Source organism: Sivoneniella epilithica UHCC 1019 (assembly GCF_040830845.1).
Lineage (GTDB): Bacteria > Cyanobacteriota > Cyanobacteriia > Leptolyngbyales > Leptolyngbyaceae > ULC077BIN1.
Genome location: NZ_JBFPDP010000026.1, coordinates 1 through 20,813, shown reverse-complemented (window position 1 = coordinate 20,813; position 20,813 = coordinate 1). Strand labels below are relative to the sequence as shown.

General features: G+C 47.5%; 21 protein-coding genes. 11 read left to right on the top strand and 10 right to left on the bottom strand.

The window, feature by feature from the left end; translation table 11 throughout:
- Window positions 1–117: 117 nt before the first annotated feature.
- The 3 genes from AB3R30_RS15995 (at window position 118) to AB3R30_RS15985 (ending at window position 1,776) form a co-directional block, all read left to right on the top strand.
- Window positions 118–354: a DUF2281 domain-containing protein gene (locus AB3R30_RS15995; RefSeq protein ID WP_458650204.1), complete on the top strand. Its 237-nt coding sequence runs from the start codon at window positions 118–120 to the stop codon at window positions 352–354.
- Entirely contained in the window at window positions 354–770 is a 417-nt protein-coding gene (locus AB3R30_RS15990; protein WP_458650203.1) for a type II toxin-antitoxin system VapC family toxin, read from the top strand. The genes AB3R30_RS15995 and AB3R30_RS15990 overlap by 1 nt, the downstream gene beginning before the upstream one ends.
- 373 nt (window positions 771–1,143) lie before the next feature.
- Window positions 1,144–1,776: a hypothetical protein gene (locus AB3R30_RS15985; protein ID WP_458650202.1), complete on the top strand. Its 633-nt coding sequence runs from the start codon at window positions 1,144–1,146 to the stop codon at window positions 1,774–1,776.
- 54 nt (window positions 1,777–1,830) lie between these two features.
- Here the strand turns inward: AB3R30_RS15985 and AB3R30_RS15980 are convergent, their stop codons facing one another.
- Entirely contained in the window at window positions 1,831–1,992 is a 162-nt protein-coding gene (locus AB3R30_RS15980; protein WP_458650201.1) for a hypothetical protein, read from the bottom strand.
- Window positions 1,993–2,180: 188 nt separating this feature from the next.
- Here AB3R30_RS15980 and truB point away from each other — a divergent pair, with 188 nt between their 5' ends.
- Window positions 2,181–3,107, top strand: coding sequence for a tRNA pseudouridine(55) synthase TruB (gene truB / locus AB3R30_RS15975; RefSeq protein WP_458650200.1), 927 nt, complete (start codon window positions 2,181–2,183; stop codon window positions 3,105–3,107).
- Between the two features lie 142 nt (window positions 3,108–3,249).
- Here truB and ebsA read toward each other — a convergent pair whose 3' ends face one another.
- A complete protein-coding gene (ebsA, locus tag AB3R30_RS15970) occupies window positions 3,250–3,627 on the bottom strand; it encodes a type IV pilus biogenesis protein EbsA (RefSeq protein WP_458650199.1) in 378 nt (125 codons plus the stop codon).
- Window positions 3,628–4,058: 431 nt separating this feature from the next.
- Here ebsA and AB3R30_RS15965 point away from each other — a divergent pair, with 431 nt between their 5' ends.
- On the top strand, window positions 4,059–5,057 hold the full coding sequence (locus tag AB3R30_RS15965; RefSeq protein WP_458650198.1) for a radical SAM protein: 999 nt from the start codon (window positions 4,059–4,061) through the stop codon (window positions 5,055–5,057).
- The gene (locus AB3R30_RS15960; protein ID WP_458650197.1) at window positions 4,987–6,441 is read left to right on the top strand and encodes a glycosyltransferase family 2 protein; all 1,455 of its coding nucleotides are present in this window, start codon (window positions 4,987–4,989) and stop codon (window positions 6,439–6,441) included. Before AB3R30_RS15965 ends, AB3R30_RS15960 begins: the two co-directional genes overlap by 71 nt.
- Window positions 6,442–6,446: 5 nt before the next feature.
- On the opposite strand, the gene AB3R30_RS15955 is transcribed toward AB3R30_RS15960, so the two are convergent.
- Window positions 6,447–8,552 (bottom strand): DNA polymerase III subunit gamma/tau, encoded by a 2,106-nt coding sequence (locus AB3R30_RS15955; RefSeq protein WP_458650196.1) that lies wholly within the window; start codon window positions 8,550–8,552, stop codon window positions 6,447–6,449.
- Between the two features lie 316 nt (window positions 8,553–8,868).
- On the opposite strand from AB3R30_RS15955, the gene AB3R30_RS15950 reads away from it, so the two are divergent.
- From AB3R30_RS15950 to AB3R30_RS15940, 3 genes are all read left to right on the top strand, one after another.
- Entirely contained in the window at window positions 8,869–9,234 is a 366-nt protein-coding gene (locus tag AB3R30_RS15950; protein WP_458650195.1) for a photosystem I reaction center subunit IV, read from the top strand.
- A 147-nt stretch (window positions 9,235–9,381) separates the two neighbouring features.
- The gene (locus AB3R30_RS15945) at window positions 9,382–10,275 is read left to right on the top strand and encodes a DNA-formamidopyrimidine glycosylase (RefSeq protein ID WP_458650194.1); all 894 of its coding nucleotides are present in this window, start codon (window positions 9,382–9,384) and stop codon (window positions 10,273–10,275) included.
- Entirely contained in the window at window positions 10,263–11,063 is an 801-nt protein-coding gene (locus AB3R30_RS15940) for a tetratricopeptide repeat protein (protein ID WP_458650193.1), read from the top strand. The genes AB3R30_RS15945 and AB3R30_RS15940 overlap by 13 nt, the downstream gene beginning before the upstream one ends.
- 18 nt (window positions 11,064–11,081) lie before the next feature.
- Here AB3R30_RS15940 and leuC read toward each other — a convergent pair whose 3' ends face one another.
- A complete protein-coding gene (gene leuC, locus AB3R30_RS15935) occupies window positions 11,082–12,485 on the bottom strand; it encodes a 3-isopropylmalate dehydratase large subunit (protein WP_458650192.1) in 1,404 nt (467 codons plus the stop codon).
- Window positions 12,486–12,822: 337 nt separating this feature from the next.
- Window positions 12,823–13,290 (bottom strand): DoxX family protein, encoded by a 468-nt coding sequence (locus tag AB3R30_RS15930; RefSeq protein WP_458650191.1) that lies wholly within the window; start codon window positions 13,288–13,290, stop codon window positions 12,823–12,825.
- 285 nt (window positions 13,291–13,575) lie between these two features.
- Here AB3R30_RS15930 and AB3R30_RS15925 point away from each other — a divergent pair, with 285 nt between their 5' ends.
- Window positions 13,576–14,067, top strand: coding sequence for a hypothetical protein (locus tag AB3R30_RS15925; RefSeq protein ID WP_458650190.1), 492 nt, complete (start codon window positions 13,576–13,578; stop codon window positions 14,065–14,067).
- A gap of 134 nt (window positions 14,068–14,201) precedes the next feature.
- The gene (locus tag AB3R30_RS15920) at window positions 14,202–15,290 is read left to right on the top strand and encodes a spore photoproduct lyase family protein (RefSeq protein ID WP_458650189.1); all 1,089 of its coding nucleotides are present in this window, start codon (window positions 14,202–14,204) and stop codon (window positions 15,288–15,290) included.
- Window positions 15,291–15,343: 53 nt separating this feature from the next.
- On the opposite strand, the gene AB3R30_RS15915 is transcribed toward AB3R30_RS15920, so the two are convergent.
- The 5 genes from AB3R30_RS15915 to AB3R30_RS15895 form a co-directional block, all read right to left on the bottom strand.
- Window positions 15,344–16,072 carry a DUF3891 family protein gene (locus AB3R30_RS15915; protein WP_458650188.1) on the bottom strand — a complete coding sequence of 243 codons (729 nt, stop codon included), beginning with the start codon at window positions 16,070–16,072 and terminating at the stop codon, window positions 15,344–15,346.
- Between the two features lie 36 nt (window positions 16,073–16,108).
- Window positions 16,109–16,633, bottom strand: a complete 525-nt coding sequence (locus AB3R30_RS15910) for a GAF domain-containing protein (RefSeq protein ID WP_458650187.1) — start codon at window positions 16,631–16,633, stop codon at window positions 16,109–16,111.
- A gap of 87 nt (window positions 16,634–16,720) precedes the next feature.
- Window positions 16,721–19,858, bottom strand: coding sequence for an MFS transporter (locus AB3R30_RS15905; RefSeq protein ID WP_458650186.1), 3,138 nt, complete (start codon window positions 19,856–19,858; stop codon window positions 16,721–16,723).
- 285 nt (window positions 19,859–20,143) lie between these two features.
- Entirely contained in the window at window positions 20,144–20,497 is a 354-nt protein-coding gene (locus AB3R30_RS15900; RefSeq protein ID WP_458650185.1) for a sensor histidine kinase, read from the bottom strand.
- 67 nt (window positions 20,498–20,564) lie between these two features.
- The coding region (locus AB3R30_RS15895; RefSeq protein WP_458650184.1) for a transposase at window positions 20,565–20,813 on the bottom strand (249 nt) is incomplete at its 5' end.

Below are 20,813 nucleotides of genomic sequence, written 5' to 3'. Positions count from 1 at the left end.
GCATGAGTTGAAAGGGCGATCGCGTTGCAGAGAGAGGGAGCGATCTCTATTTAGGAAAGAGGCGATCGCGTCATGTTTGTCATAATGAGAGCATTATAAATTTTATGGCTAACTGCAATGTCTCCTTTGAGTGAGCAAATCTTACAAACTATAGAAGCTTTACCAGCGGAAGATCAGCAACAGGTTTTGAATTTTGTGGAGTTCCTTCAGACAAAGCGTCAAAAGCCAATTACTAAAGAGTCTGAAATTCTTGCTCGATCGTTTTTTGAGGTTGCCCATGCTGCAATTGGAGCAGGGGAAGGTCCTGGAGATCTATCAACCAACCCGGACTATATGTCAGGTTACGGTCAATAATGCTCCATCAAGTAATTGTTGATACAGGTATTTTGGTATCTCTGATTGATCGGAGAGATCGCCACCACACTTGGGTAATAGAGCAATTGACCCAGATTTCTCCACCTTTGCTAACTTGTGAGGCTGTCATTTCAGAAACGTGGTTTCTACTACAACGGGTAACGAAAGGTCGGGAAACGTTGCTTCAACTTTTAGAGCAACAGCAAGTCACAGTTCAGTTTGACTTAAATGCGGAGTTGCCAAGAGTCATAACGTTGTTAACATCCTACCAATCAGTACCAGTTTCTTTAGCTGATGCGGAATTAGTGCGAATGGCAGAGCTTTATCCCGATAGTCTCATTTTTAGCTTAGATAAAGACTTTCAGATTTATCGCAAGAACCGCAACCGCCCGATTGCGCTACTCAGCCCTTCGTAAGTGCCTGATACGATCGCCCCTTGCTGTATAGGTTGAAGTATCAAACTAAACAATCTCATTCTTGTTGGGCTTCGCAACACTGAATACCAACCTACTAACTTTGCGGTACATGAGTTGAAGAAGCGATCGCAGTTCTGTTTTTGGGGAGCGATCGTCGTTAGGCATGAGTTGAAGGGGCGATCGTATTGGATGATAGCTGAAGGAGCAATCGCGTGGTGGAGAGAGGGAGCGATCGTATCTGTTGTCAAAATTTCCGGAAATGGGGTGCTGAAACAGTGTAATTGCTGATGGTGGGGAGTCCAAAGGCTATGGGCAAATTGCTAGCATTAAAGACTCACCCCATTTCTGCCCATTCACGAACGGAAAACGAACTATGAAACTGATCAACGCCCTCTTGATTTCACTATGCGTTTCGGGTGGATCTCTACTTTATTTAGGCAATGTTTCTGCAAAAGATTCTGCTTCCCTCACTTCAAGGAATTCAGCGTCAATTGCGCCCGATAGGACGATCGCCCTGAAACCAATCGCCCAAGCAAAGCCAAGTTTAGCAGTGTTAGCACTCGACTCCCAGGGATTACGAGTGGTGAATGCTTCTACGGGAGCAACCCGGGCGATCGCATTTGGCACCAAGGAAGCGGATGTGATTTCAATCCTCACAAACTTACGGGGAAAGCCCCGCGATCGCGGCGTGAATCAGGAGTGCGGTGCAGGTCCGCTCAGCTTTGCCAGGTGGGCAGATGGATTGTCCCTACAGTTTAATAAAGGTCGCTTTGCGGGATGGAGCATCGATGGTCGCAGTAAAGGAGCTAATAAACTGACGACTATCTCCGGAATTGGCACTGGCTCAACTCGAACTCAACTCAATAAGGCTTACACCGTCAAAGTAAGCCAAAGTACTCTAGGAACCGAATTTTCTGCGGGTAGTCTTGGAGGGTTGCTGAGTGGGCGTAAGCCAACCGATCGCGTGACCAGCCTATGGAGCGGCACCACCTGCTTTTTCCGGTGATATAGCGTCGGTCAGAAAGCTTAGGACGTGACTGTTTGAGCAAAGCTGTTTCGCCTATTTGCAGATCCCACCATTGAATTGATTGTTCTGCATCAGCGATCGCGTTGCTTCTGTAAGGAGGCGACCTTGGTTTAGGTAAGGGGCGATCTCATTTAGTGGTAAGTTGAAGGGCGATCGCAGCCCGTCGGAAGCGATGATGACAGTCAAAGTGTTCAAAAGTGCAGCAATAGTTCAGTCATCCGGTCGGCATGGAGGGAAATGCAACCTGAGCAAACCCAAGAATCCGGGTAGGCATGGTATTCAGCCCAGATAGTAATTTGATGGCAGAGGTTTTGTGGAGAAGGGTGGAAGGGAGGCAAATGCAGATAAAAATGGTTGTAAAGCTGATTTTGAGCCGATTTTGAATGGATGGTTTTTTAAATTTAAACAAGCCTGTAGGTTTCACGTCGCATGACTGCGTGGCAAAATTGCGGCGATTGTTGAACACAAGGCGAATCGGACACGCAGGTACCCTTGATCCTTTAGCAACAGGTGTTTTACCGATCGCGGTCGGGCGGGCAACTCGGCTGCTTCAGTTTTTGCGATCAGATAAAGCTTATCGAGCCATCATTCGGTTTGGGATCAACACTACAACGGATGATTTGGAAGGAGAAATCCTTAATCAGCAGCCTGTTCCACACCTGAATTTGGCGGACGTGAAAACTACGCTCCAGCAATTTCAAGGCACCATTCAGCAAGTGCCGCCGATTTATAGCGCGATTCAAGTAGATGGTAAACGGCTCTACGATTTGGCGCGATCGGGGAAAACTGCGGACGTACCTGCACGAACAGTAGACGTGTCAGACATTAAAATCGTCAACTGGCAGCCTGGAGAATTTCCTGAGTTAGAGATTGCTATTGCCTGTGGGGGGGGCACCTATATCCGGGCGATCGCCCGTGATCTGGGCACTGCGTTACAAACCTTCGGCACTCTCACAAACCTGATTCGCACCCAAAGCAGCGGCTTCGACTTAGAAAACAGCCTTACCCTAAATCAATTAGAAGAACAGCTTCAGCCGCAGACCTTTCAGCCTATTTTGCCGGATGAAGTATTGGGACATCTAGAAGCGATCGCCCTTCCCCCCCCCCTTGCCCAACGCTGGAGTCAAGGACAACGCATTGCCCCCTATGACCTGCCAGAAACCTTCACCACCAGCCGTGCCCCACTCCGGATTCACACTGAAACCGGAGCCTTCCTCGGCATCGGACAACTTACCGATCCCCCCACCGGAACCGTTCTTACAGCCCGGATTGTCTTCTTAGATAGCGCAGAGGCTTATAGACAAGAGTGAACTACCTCACATCAATTTAAATGGAGGACACAACAGATTTAGATTGAGACCATGACTGAGTAAAGCTTTTACAATTCACAACTCAAAATTCACAACTCAAAACAGTATCAAAACCCCGCATCTGGAACTCGAAACTTTATCCCTACTCTTCGTATCGCATCAGCTTTTTGTAGAAATTCTGAGAAAAATCTGCCAGCCGCATTCGTTTAAAGTTCAGAATCACCTCAATTAAAAAATCAATAAACTCAAAATTTGCCATCATTAGCTCGTAGCTTAAATCAGCTTCACTATCAAACTGAATTCGGCAGCGGGTTAAATCAGCGGGTAGCGCCGAAATATTCCAGGTTGCCACAAAAGGAATGCTCTCGCCCCCTTCAATTCGGCGCTCTCCTTCTAGGTTGCCTTTTTGATACAGACTGATTGCATAGGGCAAAATCGATCGCTTGCCTTGCTGCGGATAATACGGAAGATAAACTCCTACTTGGGGTTGAGGCGCAGCCTGTAGCTTGTCAATAGCCATACCAGATAGTCCTAAAGCTGTTTATGTTTAGTTTATGCACGTAATATTAAAGCCCATCTTTGAAGCAAGCCATCTTTTAGAGCAGTAAATGTTGCTTTTTAGGTAACCAGTCATTCCAGCTTTCTAGAATAGTAAGTACAAGAAGAATCTTAATCTTGTTGAGAATGGACAAAAACCTTGAGTAAATCGCAATTAGGCTCAAAAAACTTCACATTTAGAGACTTAGCATTTAGACGAACCTGTGATTAGCAGTAACCTTTGATAGAGGTCAAACCCAATCATGCGGGTGCTTCCAGATTGTTTTCTGCCCCCCAAACTTCTTCCCTTCTTCGGCAGGTGCTTGTGTTGCATCTCTCTAACGCTTATTCTGGACTTCAATGAATCTTGACAATTTCTCAAAAATCTCACTGTTAGGACGCTAGTACGACGTTATGGCACCCTTGGTTGCAAACTATTATCTTACCTATCGCTGTAATGCCCGGTGTCATTTTTGTGACATTTGGGCATTAGATCCTAAACAAGAAGCAGAATTTGACACAATCCGTACCAACCTGATAGATCTGCGTCGGCTAGGCGTGAAGTATATTGACTTCACAGGGGGAGAGCCGTTACTGAGAGCCGATGTGCAGCAGATCTACGCTGAGGCGAAACGGCAAGGCTTCGTCACTAGCATGACTACCAATACGATCCTGTATCCCAAACGGGCAAAAGAGATGCAGGGATTGATCGATTTTCTTAACTTTTCCTTAGATGGACCGGATGCCGAAACCCATAACCAATCGCGTGGAGTACAAATTTTTGACACGCTGGTTGAATCGGTGGAACTGGCTCACTCTTTAGGCGAATATCCAGTTTTAAACCATACGGTGACCGCGCAAAACTTCGATCGCATCTCAGAAGTGGCAGAACTGGGCTTACGGCTTGGTTCACGAGTGTGGCTGAATCCAGCTTTTACTGCCTACAGCAACTATAACTCGAAGAAAAACCCGACTCCCGATATGGTGCTGGCGATCGAGTCTGCTGCGAAACAATACTCCAACGTTGGTTACAATAAAGCTGCACTCGCTTTTATTGAAGCAGGTGGAAATGATACCCAAAATCCGCGCTGTAAAGCAGTGGATGCCGTGATTGCCATCTCACCAAACGACGAATTGCTATTGCCCTGTTATCACTTTGCTCAAACTGGTTTGCCGATCAACGGTCGCCTCTATGAGCTTTACAAACAGTCGGAAGAGGTAGAAAGCTACCGTCAATCGCAAGGCAAACTGTCTGTTTGTGAAGGGTGTACAGTCTGGTGCTATCTAATTCCTAGCTTCTTCAAAGGGATTGACAAGTATTGGTGGTTAAATCAGGTGACCTATGCGGGAGAATTCCTGGCGCGAAAGCGATTCATTCAACGACCTTCCTCCTATCAGCGCTCTGCTAGCTGATTTATCCGATCTGGTTGAACCGGATGAAGATCCAGATCCCCACATTTATGGAACTGGGAATCGGCGGCGCAGGGCAGCGATCGCCCTAATGACGATCTGGAGCGGCACGATCGCCCTCCATTTCATGGCTTGGAGCTTTTGGTTTGTTGCAGGTTTAACCACGTTGGTGGGTATTCATGCAGTACGAATTTTGTTTGCGCGTCCCTTGCCGCCTGCTAAACCGCTAAACACTCTAGACCCGATTGATCCTGCTTCTTTGCCTGTTGTATCGGTTCTGGTTGCTGCTAAAAACGAAGAATCCGTGATTGAACGATTGGTGACAACCCTGTGCAGTCTCGATTATCCGGCAAGTCACTATGAGCTTTGGGTGATTGATGACAACAGCACGGATAAAACAGCGGCTTTGCTTCAGCAATTAGCTCAACAGTATGAACAACTGCGAGTATTTCATCGTCCCGTGGGATCTGCCGGGGGAAAGTCGGGCGCGCTTAACCAAGTGTTACCGCTGACCAGAGGCGAGATCATCGCGGTTTTTGATGCCGATGCTCAAGTCACGCCGGATCTATTTCGGCGAGTATTGCCGTTATTTGATCGGGCAGAGTTGGGCGCGGTGCAGGTGCGGAAACAAATCGCCAATGTATCAGGCAATTTATGGGTTCAAGGACAAATTGCGGAAATGGCGCTGGATTCGTTCTGGCAAGATCAGCGGATTGCGATCGGGGGCATTGGCGAACTGCGCGGCAATGGTCAGTTTGTGCGACGGACGGCGTTGGATCGCTGCGGTGGTTGGAACGAAGAGACGATCACGGATGATTTAGATCTAACCTTCCGCTTACATTTAGACGATTGGGATATTGATTTCACCACCTATCCTGCGGTTGAAGAGGAAGGGGTAACAGACGCGATCGCCCTCTGGCATCAACGTAGCCGCTGGGCAGAAGGGGGCTATCAGCGCTATTTAGACTATTGGCAACCGCTGCTGCGGACTCGCATGGGCATTCGTAAAACGGTTGATATGGGTGTTTTTTGGGTGTTGCAATATGCGTTGCCTAGTGCGACTGTACCCGATACGCTGATGGCAATTTTGCGGCATCAACCCCTGTTGTTTGCCCCGCTGGCTGGCTTGTCGGTCTTGATGTCGCTGGTGGGAATGACCTTTGGCTTACGGCGAATCCGGCGCTCAACGCGATCGCTGTCCACGCCTCCCCCAGAAACTAATGCTTCTACCCTGCCTTCTCTAATTCTGCTCAGAGCAATCTACGGCACTTTATATATGCTGCATTGGTTGCCCGTAGTTGCCAGCACCACCGCTCGAATCTCTGTTCGCCCTAAACGGCTGAAGTGGGTCAAAACAAGACATTACGGACAGGATGAGGCAGCGTAGGAAGTTTAAAAAGGAATATCGTCATCGTCATCGTCTAGATCGGAATCTAGGTTTTGGGTTTCAGTAAGCCTTGGCTCTTCCGGCTCGATTTCGGGTTCAGGAACTTCTAGATCTGGATTGATCGGCACGTCGGCTGCATCTTCATCATCCACGACCTTGCCTGCAAAAAAATCTGCAAGCCGATGAGCAGCATCCGTAACTTCATCCTGCTTCCAGCTAGGGCTGCCGTCTATATCTTTGTTTATGTTTTTTGGGGCAGTTTCCTTGCCCAAAACTTCTTCAAGCGATTGATTGGGCGACTCTGTTTTAGGTAAGCTTTGTGGGGGAACTTGCGGCGGATCGAAAGACTGCGATTGCGGTGGGGGTGACGAGTCAATTCGTGGTTTGGGCTGGGGATGAGCGGGAGGAACAGGCGGTGGGGCTTGGGCTTGAGGCTCTACAATCACTTGTTGTCCTGGTGCGGCAACCTCTAAGGTAATCCGAATTTTTTGTCCAAATACCTGTTCAAACGCTAATTCAATATTGGGTAGCTTTTCCTGCGCCAGTTTCAATAGGGGCGGGGTACTCACGGCTAGCCGCGCTTGCTCTCCATCAAACGCGACCAAATGGCACCGCTGGCGCACCATGACTTGGGATGAAAAAGGTTGAATTTGGAGAATAACCTGTTGCCAGGTAGTTTCTAAATCACTCGGTAAAGTCGGTAGCGGCGGTGTTGATAATGGAGGTGTCGGAAGCACTGGCTCAGTCTGGGGTGCAGTTCCCGTAGGGAGTCCTGTGGAAAGCTTCGCTAACGTTTCACGAATCGCGTCTGCTGGTTCTAAGGCTTCCGCTGGTTCCGCTGGACGAGGCTCTGCTGGTTGATTTGAAGGGGCAGGTATATTTTGCGGTATGGCAGGAACAACAGAAGATGCGGCTGGGGCGGAAGTGCCTGATTGTCTCAGAGTGGCGGGTTTATGGAGTGTGGAAGCCGGACGTAGTTGAGCAGGGCTGAGGTTAGGGAGCGCGATCGCGGAAGTATTAACCGCAGAGGGCAATAATCCCATCAACGTCACTTCCAACCAAAGGCGGGGTTGAGTGGTGTTTTTAAGCTGAATTTCGGCGTTACGGAGATGCTGCTGACTGGTCAGAATTAACCCAATGTCGAGAGCTTGGGTTAGGTCGCAAAGTTGCTGCCAGGTCGCCAATGTGAGCGCAACCAAGTCGTTTCGCTGCGGAGCCGTTTTAGCAATCAGCATATCTCGATAAAAACTAGCGAGATTTTGCAGCACAATTAGTGGTTCTCGACCCCGATCCATCAGGCGACGAGTACTGTCCAGCACTGCTTCTGGGTCATCCTGGGCGATCGCACCTACTAACTCCAGCAAATCCCGCTCTGGCACTGACCCCACCAGATCCCACACTTGCTCTACGTTAATTTCAGTAGGCAACAGGCTCAATTGATCCAGCAAACTTTCCGCATCTCGCAAGCCGCCTTGGGCAATTTGCGCCACCAACGTCACTGCTTCCGCCGTAATCAGAATGCTTTCTTTGTCGGCAATGTGCCGCAGATGATCTGCCATCGGCTCCAAAGGAATTCGCCGATAGTCAAACCGTTGACAGCGAGAAATAATTGTGGGCAAAACCCGCTGGGGATCAGTGGTTGCCAAGATAAAAACCACGCGATCCGGGGGTTCTTCCAATGTCTTCAGCAGCGCGTTGAATGCCGCCGTACTCAGCATATGAACTTCATCGATAATGTAAACCTTGTAGCGGCACTGCACCGGGGCAAACTGCGATCGCTCAATCAGTTCGCGAATATTGTCTACTCCTGTATTGCTAGCCGCATCAATTTCAATCACATCCAGGGCATCTCCTTTAGCGATCGCGCGACACACCTCACAGATGCCACAAGGCTTTTCAGTGGGAGTTTTGCTGCTGAGGCAATTGAGCGATTTTGCCAAAATTCGAGCGCTCGAAGTTTTCCCCGTGCCCCGCGCCCCAGTGAATAAATAGGCGGGTGCAATTTTCTCCTGGCGAATTGCATTTGTTAGCGTTGAGGCGATCGCTTCCTGCCCCACCAACTCCGCAAACGTTTGAGGTCGATATTTATGATGGAGCGGTTCATAAGACATAGAAAGGCAGGCAGAAAGATTTAGTATCGAATGACGAATATCGAGGGTCAATATCGTAGGAATTCCTCCTACTCCTTACATCCCTACTCTTTATTCTGCATAAAGTAAAGGATCTTATTGGCGAACATTTGAACTATTCTACTCCTTCCTTTTTGTTTTCCTCGAATCCCCAAACCCGAAACCCACTATATATTGCCTTTCTTTGCTGAATATTTCAGATTGTTGCAACCCTGAGTCTGAATGCTTTAGCGGTGAACACTCCGGTGTAAAGTATCTGCATTAGCTGTGTGAGTTAAGCAAATAAGGGAAAACACTCATGGTTCAGCGTGGTTCTCAAGTCCGTATCTTGCGTAAAGAGTCCTACTGGTTTCAAGAGGTCGGCACTGTTGCCTCTATCGACCAAGGCGGCATTAAATACCCCGTTATCGTTCGCTTTAATAATGTTAATTATGCTGGGGTAAACACCAATAACTTTGGTCAAAACGAAGTTGTTGAAGTTGCGCCTCCTTCTAAGAAGGGTAAAACCACTGCATCAGGTGGCGAACAAACTCCTATCAATGAAAGCATCCGCAGAACTGGTAGTAATGTTGTTACCGACGCGAAGTCAACTGCCAAAGCCGAATCAGGTGAAGGAAGTGGCGTGGTTGAAGGATCTCCTAATCAGGGAACTGAAACTCGTTAAGCAAGTCTAATTGAGTTTATAGATGGCTTACCCTTTTACGAGATCAGTCATACTCTAGGCTTTTTAGAAGTTCATTCGCGTTTTTGGTGAATGGCTGCATCTCTACTAAAATGAATGTTATTACGATATTTATTTTGTGGTGGTGCTGTGCCTGAATTGCCCGAAGTTGAAACGGTTCGGCGAGGGCTTAATCGGCTGACCCTCAATCAAAAAATCCAGGGTGGGGAAGTGTTGCTTGATCGCACCATTGCCCACCCTATTTTTGTGTCTGAATTTCTATTTGGGCTGGCTGAAACCGCGATCGCCCAATGGCATCGACGTGGTAAGTATTTAATTGCAGAACTGGTTCAGGATGCTGTTGCCGAGCAGTCTTCTCTTTTCCCTGTTCCCTGTTCCCTTTCAACTACTCCTGCTGGCTATCTTGGCGTACATTTGCGGATGACCGGACAACTGCTTTGGGTCGATGCTGCTGAGCCAGTGCAAAAACATACGCGGGTGCGGCTATTTTTTCAGGGCGATCGCGAACTGCGATTTGTTGATCAGCGCACCTTTGGGCAACTGTGGTGGGTGCCGCCAAACTATCACCCTGAGCAGATCATCACCGGATTGCAGGCACTTGGACCCGAACCTTTTTCGGCTGGCTTTTCGGTGGACTATTTTTATCAGCAGTTTCATTCTCGCCAGCGCCCCATCAAAAATGCCTTGCTGGATCAACGTATCGTCGCTGGATTGGGCAATATTTACGCCGATGAAGCCCTCTTTTTAAGCGGCATTCATCCCCAAACCCTATGCAGCACCTTAACTCACAATCAGGTCAAACTTTTGCATAGCACTACTTTGAAGGTCTTGCAAGATAGCATCGACGCAAACGGCACCACCTTTAGTAGTTTCCGTAGTGTGGAGGGCATTAATGGAAACTATGGTGGCAAAGCGTGGGTGTATGGGAGGGATGGAAAACGGTGTCGCATCTGTGAAACGGTGATAGAACGGTTGAAAATGGCAGGGCGATCGGCACATTTTTGCCCCCAATGCCAAAACTAGTGACGATTGACGAACGAAAAATGGCGAGTGGTAAAGGGGTAAGGGTAAAAGGGGTTAATCTGGATAATGTGTTGGGTTTTGGGCGGCAGGACGATGGTGTTATGAATGGTGTGTGGTTGAAAGGTTTAGTAGCTGGAACTGGGGCGATCGCAACGCTCCTAATTCCCGCGTCTGCGTTTGCCCAGTCAGCCGCAGATTATCGCCAGCAAGGGCTGAGTTTGCGCGAACAGGACCGCTATCCAGAAGCGATCGCGGTGCTACAAAAATCCGTAGAACTGGAGCCACAAAGTCAATCGGGGCGAGTGTTGCTGGGTTGGACACAGCACAAAGCCGGACAAACTCCCGCTGCCGAAAAAACCTTACTCGATACCTTTAGCCTAAACCCGTTTGATGTGCCGACACTCAACGCTTTGGGCATTGTTTATCTGGTTGGCGGTAAACTCAACAACGCGATCGCGGCTCATTCTTGGGCGGCATTGCTCAAACCGAACAACGAAATTGCCCACTACAACCTCAGCTTGGCATTGGAGCGAGTTGGACAATATGACTGGGCGATCGCCACTGCAAAAGAAGCCGCCAAGCTAGAACCGAGCAATCCCCATCCCCTTGTAGCCGAAGCGATCGCTCATTTTGGCAATCAAGAAACTTCCCTCGCCCAAACCCTATTACGCCAAGCAATCGCCCTAGACTCGCGCTACAGCGACCCCAACTTTTTGATTTACCTGAACGAAGCAGGCTTTAGTGCGGATCAAATTCGGCGATCGCAAACTGTGCTGCGATCGCTCTAGTCAAAGTCTATTGAGTCGTTATAGCAACTCGCGAACATCAGTAACTTGACCCGTAACCGCAGCGGCGACGACCATCGCGGGACTCATCAGCAGCGTGCGACCCGAAGAAGATCCTTGGCGACCTTTGAAGTTGCGGTTGGAAGAGGAAGCGCTGAGTTCGCGTCCTTGCAGCTTATCGGGATTCATCGCTAGACACATGGAACAGCCTGCTTCGCGCCATTCAAATCCAGCAGATTCAAATATTTTGTCTAGTCCTTCGGCTTCGGCTTGCTTCTTAACGCGCTCGGAACCGGGCACAACAAAAGCTTTTACGCCGGGAGCAACATGGCGATCTTTGGCAAATTTGGCAGCTTCCCGCAGATCAGAAATTCGCCCATTGGTGCAGCTACCAATAAAGCAAACATCTACTTTAGTGCCCTGAATCGGGTTTCCGGGTTGTAAATCCATGTAGCGATAGGCTTCTGCGGCGATCGCCCGTTCTTCTTCTACCATTTCCTCTGGGGTTGGCACCTGTTCGGTTACGCCAATCCCTTGACCGGGTGTGATCCCCCAAGTAATCGTGGGTGAAATGTCCACGGCATCAAAGATAACGACATCATCGTACTCGGCATCGCGATCGCTGGCGATGCTCTTCCACCACGCGATCGCCGCGTCCCAATCGGTTCCTTTAGGGGCTGCATCTCGCCCATGCAAATAGTCGAAAGTCACTGGATCGGGGTTAATGTAGCCGCACCGCGCACCGCCTTCAATCGACATATTACAAACGGTCATCCGTTCTTCCATGCTCATTTGCTCAAACGTAGTCCCAGCAAACTCATAGGCATAGCCTACCCCGCCTTTCACGCCCAGCTTACGAATGATATGTAAAATCACATCTTTAGCATACACACCCGGATTCAACACCCCATTGACTTCGACACGACGTACCTTCAGCTTGGCAAGGGCAAGGGTTTGAGATGCCAACACATCACGAACTTGACTAGTGCCAATGCCAAAGGCGATCGCCCCAAAAGCACCGTGAGTTGAGGTGTGACTATCTCCACAGGCGATCGTCATGCCCGGTTGCGTCCAACCCTGCTCCGGAGCGATCACATGGACAATCCCCTGATTGCCTGACCCAACGGGATAAAACGTGATATCGTTCTCCTGGCAATTTTGTTCCAATGACTGCATCATTTCTTCTGCCAAGGAATCGAGTAAAGGGCGATCGCGATTGTTAGTGGGAATAATGTGATCGACGGTGGCGATCGTGCGATCTGGAAATAAGACCTTTAGCTCTCGCTCTCGCAGCATAGCAAACGCCTGAGGGCTGGTCACTTCATGGATGAGATGTAACCCAATAAACAGTTGGGTTTGCCCAGAAGGAAGCACCCCAACCGTGTGTGCGTCCCAAACCTTATCAAACAGGGTTCCTCTGCTCATGAGTGTCTACCGCAAATGAAGAATGCGCTTTAATAGCAAGCTCCTAATTTTATCAGCTAATTGAAGAATCTGTGGGTTAAACCGTTTTCTGGAAAGTGCTTAGTGTTCGATGACACCCTGGAACACTAAGCCTGGAATAGATCGCCCCATACTCGTGTTGTTCTCCTACTAGATTTTAAAGCACCCAAAGGACTATTTACCCTAACCCAAAAAAGCCCCTCAGCCTGAAAAGGTAGGTTTCACACTTACAGGATTATTCAAAGGTTTTGGCAAGAAAACTTAAAGCATTTTCACACCTGCTACAACCGATTGAGCGATTAGAGAGGTAAGTTTAAATTTAATCGATGGTCTTAAAATCTTTGGAGCTTACTAAATTTTGGGCTGCTTGAGAAATCACCTCATCAGCCCCTGGCTGTAGCTTAGGCTTTTTGGTATACCACCCTGCCCATAAAATTAAAGGAATTTGAAAGGGAAGCCTAAACCAATACAACAAAGGGTAATCAGGAATGCCATCAATTGGAATACTATTAATTGCCTGATTAATATTGGCTGGAAATACCGCAATGAACAAGGCAATGATTCCCCATGCTGCTAAAACACTAACCAATGGAATCAACAATCCAATGCCACCAAGAATCTCAAAAAAACCGCTGATGTAGACCAACGCAACTGGATTAGGAAGCTGGGGTGGCACAATCCGAACAAACTGCTCCGTATGAGTGAAGTGTGTAATTCCAACAATAATTAATGGTGCTGCTAGAAACACCCGAAGAATCTCTTTGCGCGTATCTTTTTGATTAATCATAACTATCAACTATAAACTATAGAAATGTTAGCTACCTGGTTTATATAGCTACCTGGTTTATAACTGTCTATAAAGCTGATTAACCAGACCCTAGATAAGAATTGTAAAGTAAACAACTAGCCTATCCTAATAAAAGGCAATTTTTTGTCTAACTAAAGTTGTGATTTATAATTACTTTTCACTAATTTTTATACTTCTTCAGAGAGAAGCCAAAACACTCTGTTTTCATGATGCTTGAGTTAGTCTAGTATTTTTATTCAAACTTTTAACGAAACAGGTTTAGTTATGACCTACACAATGGAATCTGATCCTAGTATTATTGGGGCTTTTGCGGATCAACAAATTGCTGAGAAAGCGCTTAATGCATTGCAGGAGTCTGGTTTGCCAGCAGAAAACTTTTCTTTAGCATTACAAACTCCGCCTGTTAGTGCAACCAAGGCAGGAAAAAATGCTGAAAAAGGGGCGATCGCGGGTGCTTTGTGTGGGGCGATCGTGGGGTTCATTTTGAGCTACGGTAGAACTAATTTTGCTCAAACTATTAGTAGCGATAGTTCTATCAGAAATATGATAGGAATGATCTTAGCGGGAAGTCTGGTTGGGGCTGCTGGATTGGGGGTAATGGCTGCAATCACAGGTGTAAATGTTATGAAGCAAGACGGCGCTGAGATTTCTGCTTTAGAGCCTAACTTTTTGGTATTTGTTAAAGATTTACAGTCAGAGGACATTGTAAAAGCTAAAAGGATTCTTATCCAGAATGGTAGTCAAATTCAGGAGTAGTTTTTGCTCAAAAAGCTTGCTTTTTGTGGGTGGAAAACCCTGCTTCAAGTAGGATGGGATCTAGGCAAAATGGCACACCTTTAAACTGTTTAAGTTGGTGATACTAAAGATAGTATCTGAACTGGAGAACTCTCTTGTCTACTGTTGCGATCGCACCCGTTACGGCTTCATCTCAACCTGTCCAATCCTCAGCACGATTATGGATGCCAGAGCAAGTTTTGTTCACCCCTACTGCATTAGAAGAGCCTTGGGGTCAGCAAATTTTATCTAGAGTTCAGGGATTAAACTTACCGATTGAAAAGTTATCTCGCAATCGGTTAGTCGGTTTGCGAGGAGATACAGAACGAGAAACCTATGATATTTCCAAGCGAACTTTGGCGATTGTTACGGCTCCACCTAGCAATTTTAAGCTGAGTCCGATTCCCCCCTCTGCTGATTGGCAGTTCCACTTAGCCGAAGGGTGTCCTGCCCATTGCGAGTACTGCTACTTAGCAGGCAGTTTGCAAGGACCACCTGTGATTCGTGCCTATGCGAACTTGCCGCAGATTTTAGCTGGCTTAGGTACTTATGAGCAATCCAAGGCAACCTCATTTGAGGTCAGTTGCTATACTGATCCGCTGGGGATTGAGCATTTAACGGGTAGTTTGGCGGAGTGCATTCGCTATTTTGGGACTCGTGAAGCTGGCTATCTTCGTTGGGTTTCCAAGTTTGACGGCGTAGATCAGCTACTCGATATTCCTCATAGTGGGCATACTCGCTGTCGATTTAGCGTCAATGCTGCACCGATTTCCAAGCGCTTTGAAGGGGGAACTGCGGCTGTGTTTGCCCGATTACAGGCATCGCGGAAGCTGGCATTACCGCGATCACAAGGTGGTGGCGGATATCCAGTGGGTTTAGTGATTGCCCCAATCATGGCAATGGAGGACTGGCGAGATCACTACACTAATTTATTCGACTCTATTAGGACTGCTTTAGATTTCGACTGCGATCTCACCTTTGAGTTAATTACCCATCGTTTCACGCCCGGTTCCAAAGAAGTACTAATGGGTTGGTATCCCTATAGCCAGTTAGATATGGATGAGTCAAATCGAAGTATCAAGCGGAATAAATTTGGCGGAGTTAAATATGTCTATGATTCTGACACGATGAAGAGTTTACGCCGATTTTTTGAAACTGAGATTAATCAGAGATTTCCTCAAGCCAAACTCCTTTATTGGACGTAGTGAAGTTTAGAGTGCAACTAGACTTATAATGTTTTGCCTGTTGCACTCTAAACCTATTCTTTTTCAGAAAAAGTCCAGGTTAAAACTTTAATGGGTGCTGATTGAAGTGCTTTCACGAGTGCCTCGTTGTCTTTAAACTTGAGTTCTGATAAACAGGAAGCTTCTACATTGACAGTGAACTCCTCTTCAAATGGCCAGGGATCAACGGTTAGATGTCCATTGCTGAGTTGACGGATATCGTAGCGTTGATTATCAATACCGCTGGTGATTTCAAGCGATCGCTGATCGTCTGGAATTTGTTTTTGTGCGAGGATGAGTGAGAGGCGATCGCACCACAGCATAAACTGATAAGCCCGTTCTACTTCATCTTTTTCAACCCCTAATTCTTTGATCCATTTCTCCTGATTTTTCACTTGCTCATTTAGAAACTCATCCCATTCTTTGGAAGCTCCCCATTTATCTTGACTCAGATAAGTGATGTGTTTGGAAGTCAATAATGTGACCCAGCGTCCACGATAACGAGCATTAGTAAGATGCCGCTGGAGTGGCTCCGTTGAGTCTCCTCGACCTAGGGTAAAGTCTAGCGGTGCGCCTGCTTCGGTTAGTTCGTCGCCTTCCCACTCTTTTTCTAGATCGTCATGGTGAGAAATCGCGGCAATAGTTTCATAAAAACGCTTCGGAGCGTTACTTTTGCGCCAATGCCCTGCAAGTTGGGCAGCTAGAAGAGCGTGGGCGCGGTGATAAATTACTTCCCAGCCATCTTGAGCAAGGTTGACAATCATCAAACAACTCCTGGATTAGTAACTCAACGATAAACGTTAGAGATTAGCGGTTACGTAAGCGATCGCTAGGGGAGTAATTGCTTGCTCGACTTCTGTCATAATTGTGCGATCGCTGGCTGTCCAAATTCGAGACTGACCAAAGATGCAAGGCTGCAAAATTCCCCATAGCTGCCCGTCTTGACGTAAGTGGGCATGAATTAAGGCACGATGTCCAAAGTTCTCTTGCTCAAAGTCTCGATTCACAATTTGTGGATCGGCTGTTTCCACATCTTCTACGTACACTGATTGTTTCGCGTGTAAAGCAGCGGTAAACAGCGGATCTTGATCTAATGATTTAGGTTCAGGTTTCCAGTCGATATCAAGTATTTCGGGAATGTCAAGATTACGTCGCCAGCAGAAAGGCACTTTGCCAAGCTGAGTATTAGGATTGCGTAAGTAGAGGAAGCAGCGATCGCACTGGAGAATCTCGCCTAAAACGGGCAGCAAAGCGGCAAAAACCTCGTCTGGAGTCGCTTGCGATCGCAGGATAGCCTGCAAGTGAGCGTGTGTTTGACTAATCATTCGTTGTTTAAAAGAGGGATCAGGTTTCAGGCAGCGGATAGCGGTTATTTCGCTGACCCCTGAAACCTGAAACCTGCTTTCCACCGTCTAGTTCAAGAAGATGCCTAGTCCTCTTGTTGCCCCAAGCCACCCGGCTAAAGCGGAGGCTAGGGCAGAAACTAGCGCAGTTGAGAATAACCACCAAGCAGCCGTGGCAGCCGCTTTACGAGTATCTTCCATTTGGCGCTGCGTTTGCACTTTCACATCTTCTAGACGACGCTGCACTTCGGTTTGAACAAATTCAGCACGCTGTAGCACATTATTTCGTGCGCCTTCGATTTGATCGATGATGCGATTTGCGTCTGCTTCTGAGATATCGTCACGAGAACTCATGATGGCAACGAGTGTGTTGCGATCAAAATGACCTAACCGATTTCGCAGCGCATCAAAGCCCGCTTGAGGATCATCAAATAAAGTGCGAACATCGGTCTTGATGCTTTCGTAGTTTAGCTCTGGGCGATCGAGTGAGTTAAGATAATCGCGAATGCGACCAAAAATCCGATCAATCACTTCTTGAATCCGATATTGCACGAGACGCATTTGATCCATGAGTTGATCGCGAACTGATTCAACTTGGTTAACAATGCGCTCTGCTTCCTCTGGGGTCATATCCTCGCGTTGAGAGAGCAATGCAATCAAGGTCGAACGATCAAAGTGAGATAAGCGATCGCCCAGTTTTTGTAACCCGGCTTTGGGAGATTGAGTCAGCAGAGCCAAATCGCGCTTAATCCCTTCTGGGCTGAGTTCGTCCTTATCGGTATTGCGAAGATAGTCTTCCACAGTCGATTCAAAATCCATGACTCGCTGCTGAGTCCGCAATGCCAAACGACGCGGCGATCTCACCACTTCACGAATGGCTTCTTGCACTTGATCGATCGCTCGATTAACTTGGTCTTCACTCAAATCTTGGCGTTGGCTGAGCAACTGCACTAAGGTTTGTCGATCAATCTTCGAGAGTCTGCGACGTAATGCCAGTGAGCCTTGTTTAGGATCATTTAACAGCGTCTTTAAATCGCGTTGAATGCCTTCAGGGTTTAGCTCTTCTAAATTCGTGCGACGTAAATACTCGGCGATAGCGGTTTGAGTATCGTCTACTTTCCCTTTCACATTATCTGCAAGGATGCTGGGTGAACTGATAAATGTATTCCAGTTCGATTCCACTTGATCGATCACTTGATTAACTTCGGCTTCAGTCATGTCTTCACGTTGACTAAGCAGTTGCACCAATGTATCGCGATTGATTTTAGAAGCTCGATTTCGCAGTGCATCAAAGCCTGACTGCGGATCATTCATCAATAGTTGCAAGTCGCGTTTAATCCCTTCAGGATTTAACTCTGATTTGCCCGTGTTTTTCAGGTAAGCTGCCAAGCGTTGCTGAGATGCTGCCAGTCTTTGCTTGGCTCGTTCATCTAAGGATTGGGCATCAAACAACACGCGATCGCGGGTCGATTCCAGCGCGTTTAAGATTGGCTCTATATCCTCTGGCATCGTATCTTGCCGTTTTAGCAGAATTTGGCGTAGAGTTTCGCGATTGTAAACCGATAAGCGCCGTGCCAAAGCGTCTGCATCGGTACTGTCATCTTGCAAAATCGCTGTAAATGCTGGCAGTACATCGTCAGAACGCAGCTGATCGAGCGGGGTTAGAGTCAAGTAGATGTTGACTCTTTCCTGCAAGTCGGTTTCGACCTCAATTTCCTTAGCAGCTAAGGTTCCGGCTAATACATTGCGCCGAATCGATTCGAGTTGATCGGCAAGCTGCTGGATTTTATCTTGGGTAAAAACCCCGCGAGCAGAAAGTTTATCAACAAAAAACGCGCGATCAAGCTGCATCAACTGTTGAGCAATTTCTCCGGGATCTGCTTGGGGATCAAACAAAATCTCGCGAAATTCTTTCTCAACCGTGTCCCGGTTCATTTGCCAGGAATATTTAGTTTGTAGATATTGCTCAACATCATTGCGAATCGGGCTGTAGGTAGGGTCGGCTGCTCCTTTTAATCCTAGCGCCTGAGCGCCCTGAGCAACCTTTCCAGGAGCTAGCTTTAATCGGCTCAAAAGTTGCTCAACATTTAAGTCTGATAGGTCAGTGCGTCCGGCTAGCAAACCAGCGAGAGTCGTAATACTTGATTGCACCGTAGTCTGAAAACCTCCGGGGGCTGCATCTGGTGAAGATGTTGGCTGATTTTGTGCTGCTAATAGTTGATCTAGCTTGGCGTTTAGCTCTTTAATCTGCAATTGCCCAGGCTGAGTAGACTGCAAATAATCAGTCAGTTCTGCCATCGGATCACGGCGCGATCGCTGCCCAATGGTTTGCTTCCACACGCCTTCTAATAAATCGGCAATCCGGTTCACGTCACTTTTTGAAAAGTCGGTGCGCTTGCTGACCAAATCCACAAAAGTTTGACGATCGACATTACGCAAGCCATCTGCGTCTGCCAATGCCGCAATTTCAGGGTCATTCAAGATCCCTTCAAAATCTTGACGCAACTGAGACGTATCAAACTTGGGAAGGGGCAACCCCCGAATGTAACTCTCAACCGAGTCTCGAATGCTAGTAGGGTCGATCGCCGATCCCAACTCATTCCGCACAGTAGCAGCAACAGCTTCAGCCGTTGAAATCACCTGCTGTTGAGCCATTTTGCTGCCAATGGCGGAGGTTGCGGCACCCAACACGCTTTGAAAACCAGAGGTGGCAGCATTGACTACAGAGCCAACTAACGAGCCAATTGTGCTAGAACTTACCCAGACTAACAGCGTAAAATAAGCCGCCCAAATGACTAAACCTGTGATGGCACCCAGTTTTGCAGTGGGTAAAAAGCTGAGTTGCACGGCTAGATAGCACGCGAAGAATAGGGCGATCGTCACCGTAATCAGTGTCCAAAGACCAACGCCCGTACCAATTTTGCGAACCGACGAGCCACTGCTACTATCGGAATGGTGATCGCTAGAACTGGAACTAGACCGTCCTAGATAAGAAATGCCAGCCGCAACAGAAAGATTGGTTAGCAAAAGTTGCATGGCAAACGCTAACAAAATTCCTGAAATTAAAGCAATAAAAAATTGTGGTCCTGTAAACAATGCTGGAACCACCACTGGGGCTGAGGAGCCTGATATGACGGGTGCTTGGGCGATCCAAAGCTGATTTAGATTTATTGGTAGCGGCATGGGTGAAAATGTAGGTTGAATCATATACTCTCCTTCGAGTGCCAATCGCTCTTTCAAAGCTGCCAGTTTTAGTAACCATGGCTGAGACGGCTAAGGCTAGAAATACCTCTGTAGTCTAAGAATCCCTGCTGTAAAGGGGATTTACATCTCCCTTTTGGTTGAAATACCTGGAAGATACATTAAAGGAAGGAAAAATGAAAGGAACGATAGAAAAAAGTAACGGCAGGAAAATAGATTGGCAGAAACTTGCGATCGCTCTGGGAGAATGACTGATGAAGATCGTCCCATACATTGAAAATATGCCACGGTTCAAGGGGCAGTGCTTAAGGGGAGCCGCACTGTAAAGGTGTTTTGCCCTAAGCTACTGGTGACATGAATGCTACCGCCCAAACTCTCAACCAACTTTTTTACCAGAGCCAGCCCTAACCCAGTGCCGCCCCGCTTCCAAGGATCAGCGTGAGGGACACGATAAAATTTTTCAAAGATTCGGAGTAATTCAGTTTCTGGAATTTCCGATCCTGAATTGCGAATGGCTAACTGCACATGGGAGGTTGTAGAGTCGGCTGTTACTTGGATATGCCCATCCGGTGGGGTATATTTGCAGGCATTATTCACGAGTTCCACCAAAACACGCTCCAAACTCGGCTGGTCGGAAACGAGCATGGGGGTAAATGGGGCGCTATTTCAATGTCGAGGGTTTGTTGGTGAGTCTCTGCCCGTTGATATAGCTTTACGCAAGAACATTAGGACACTGATTAAACGCAGCATCAACACAATCACGAAAGGTGCCAAACTCATCCCATCGTTGCCGCATCCAATTTTTGAGTACAAACCACCAAGGCTCAATCTTGTTCAAGTCTGGAGAATAGGCGGGAAGATACCAGATCTCACATCCTGCCGCCGCCACAATTTCATTGATGTATTGAGAGCGGTGAAAACTGGCGTTATCTATGACAATCGCGTCACCAGGTTGCAATAG

Excerpts from the sequence above, each read along its gene's own strand:
- leuC (WP_458650192.1), bottom strand. The coding sequence starts at position 12,485 with ATGAGCAGAGGAACCCTGTTTGATAAGGTTTGGGACGCACACACGGTT.
- AB3R30_RS15930 (WP_458650191.1), bottom strand. The coding sequence starts at position 13,290 with ATGATTAATCAAAAAGATACGCGCAAAGAGATTCTTCGGGTGTTTCTA.
- AB3R30_RS15940 (WP_458650193.1), top strand. The coding sequence starts at position 10,263 with ATGCCAAAACTAGTGACGATTGACGAACGAAAAATGGCGAGTGGTAAA.
- AB3R30_RS15995 (WP_458650204.1), top strand. The coding sequence starts at position 118 with ATGTCTCCTTTGAGTGAGCAAATCTTACAAACTATAGAAGCTTTACCA.
- AB3R30_RS15965 (WP_458650198.1), top strand. The coding sequence starts at position 4,059 with ATGGCACCCTTGGTTGCAAACTATTATCTTACCTATCGCTGTAATGCC.
- AB3R30_RS15910 (WP_458650187.1), bottom strand. The coding sequence starts at position 16,633 with ATGATTAGTCAAACACACGCTCACTTGCAGGCTATCCTGCGATCGCAA.
- AB3R30_RS15985 (WP_458650202.1), top strand. The coding sequence starts at position 1,144 with ATGAAACTGATCAACGCCCTCTTGATTTCACTATGCGTTTCGGGTGGA.
- AB3R30_RS15955 (WP_458650196.1), bottom strand. The coding sequence starts at position 8,552 with ATGTCTTATGAACCGCTCCATCATAAATATCGACCTCAAACGTTTGCG.
- truB (WP_458650200.1), top strand. The coding sequence starts at position 2,181 with ATGGATGGTTTTTTAAATTTAAACAAGCCTGTAGGTTTCACGTCGCAT.
- AB3R30_RS15925 (WP_458650190.1), top strand. The coding sequence starts at position 13,576 with ATGACCTACACAATGGAATCTGATCCTAGTATTATTGGGGCTTTTGCG.
- AB3R30_RS15990 (WP_458650203.1), top strand. The coding sequence starts at position 354 with ATGCTCCATCAAGTAATTGTTGATACAGGTATTTTGGTATCTCTGATT.
- ebsA (WP_458650199.1), bottom strand. The coding sequence starts at position 3,627 with ATGGCTATTGACAAGCTACAGGCTGCGCCTCAACCCCAAGTAGGAGTT.
- AB3R30_RS15905 (WP_458650186.1), bottom strand. The coding sequence starts at position 19,858 with ATGATTCAACCTACATTTTCACCCATGCCGCTACCAATAAATCTAAAT.
- AB3R30_RS15950 (WP_458650195.1), top strand. The coding sequence starts at position 8,869 with ATGGTTCAGCGTGGTTCTCAAGTCCGTATCTTGCGTAAAGAGTCCTAC.
- AB3R30_RS15915 (WP_458650188.1), bottom strand. The coding sequence starts at position 16,072 with ATGATTGTCAACCTTGCTCAAGATGGCTGGGAAGTAATTTATCACCGC.
- AB3R30_RS15900 (WP_458650185.1), bottom strand. The coding sequence starts at position 20,497 with ATGCTCGTTTCCGACCAGCCGAGTTTGGAGCGTGTTTTGGTGGAACTC.
- AB3R30_RS15960 (WP_458650197.1), top strand. The coding sequence starts at position 4,987 with ATGCGGGAGAATTCCTGGCGCGAAAGCGATTCATTCAACGACCTTCCT.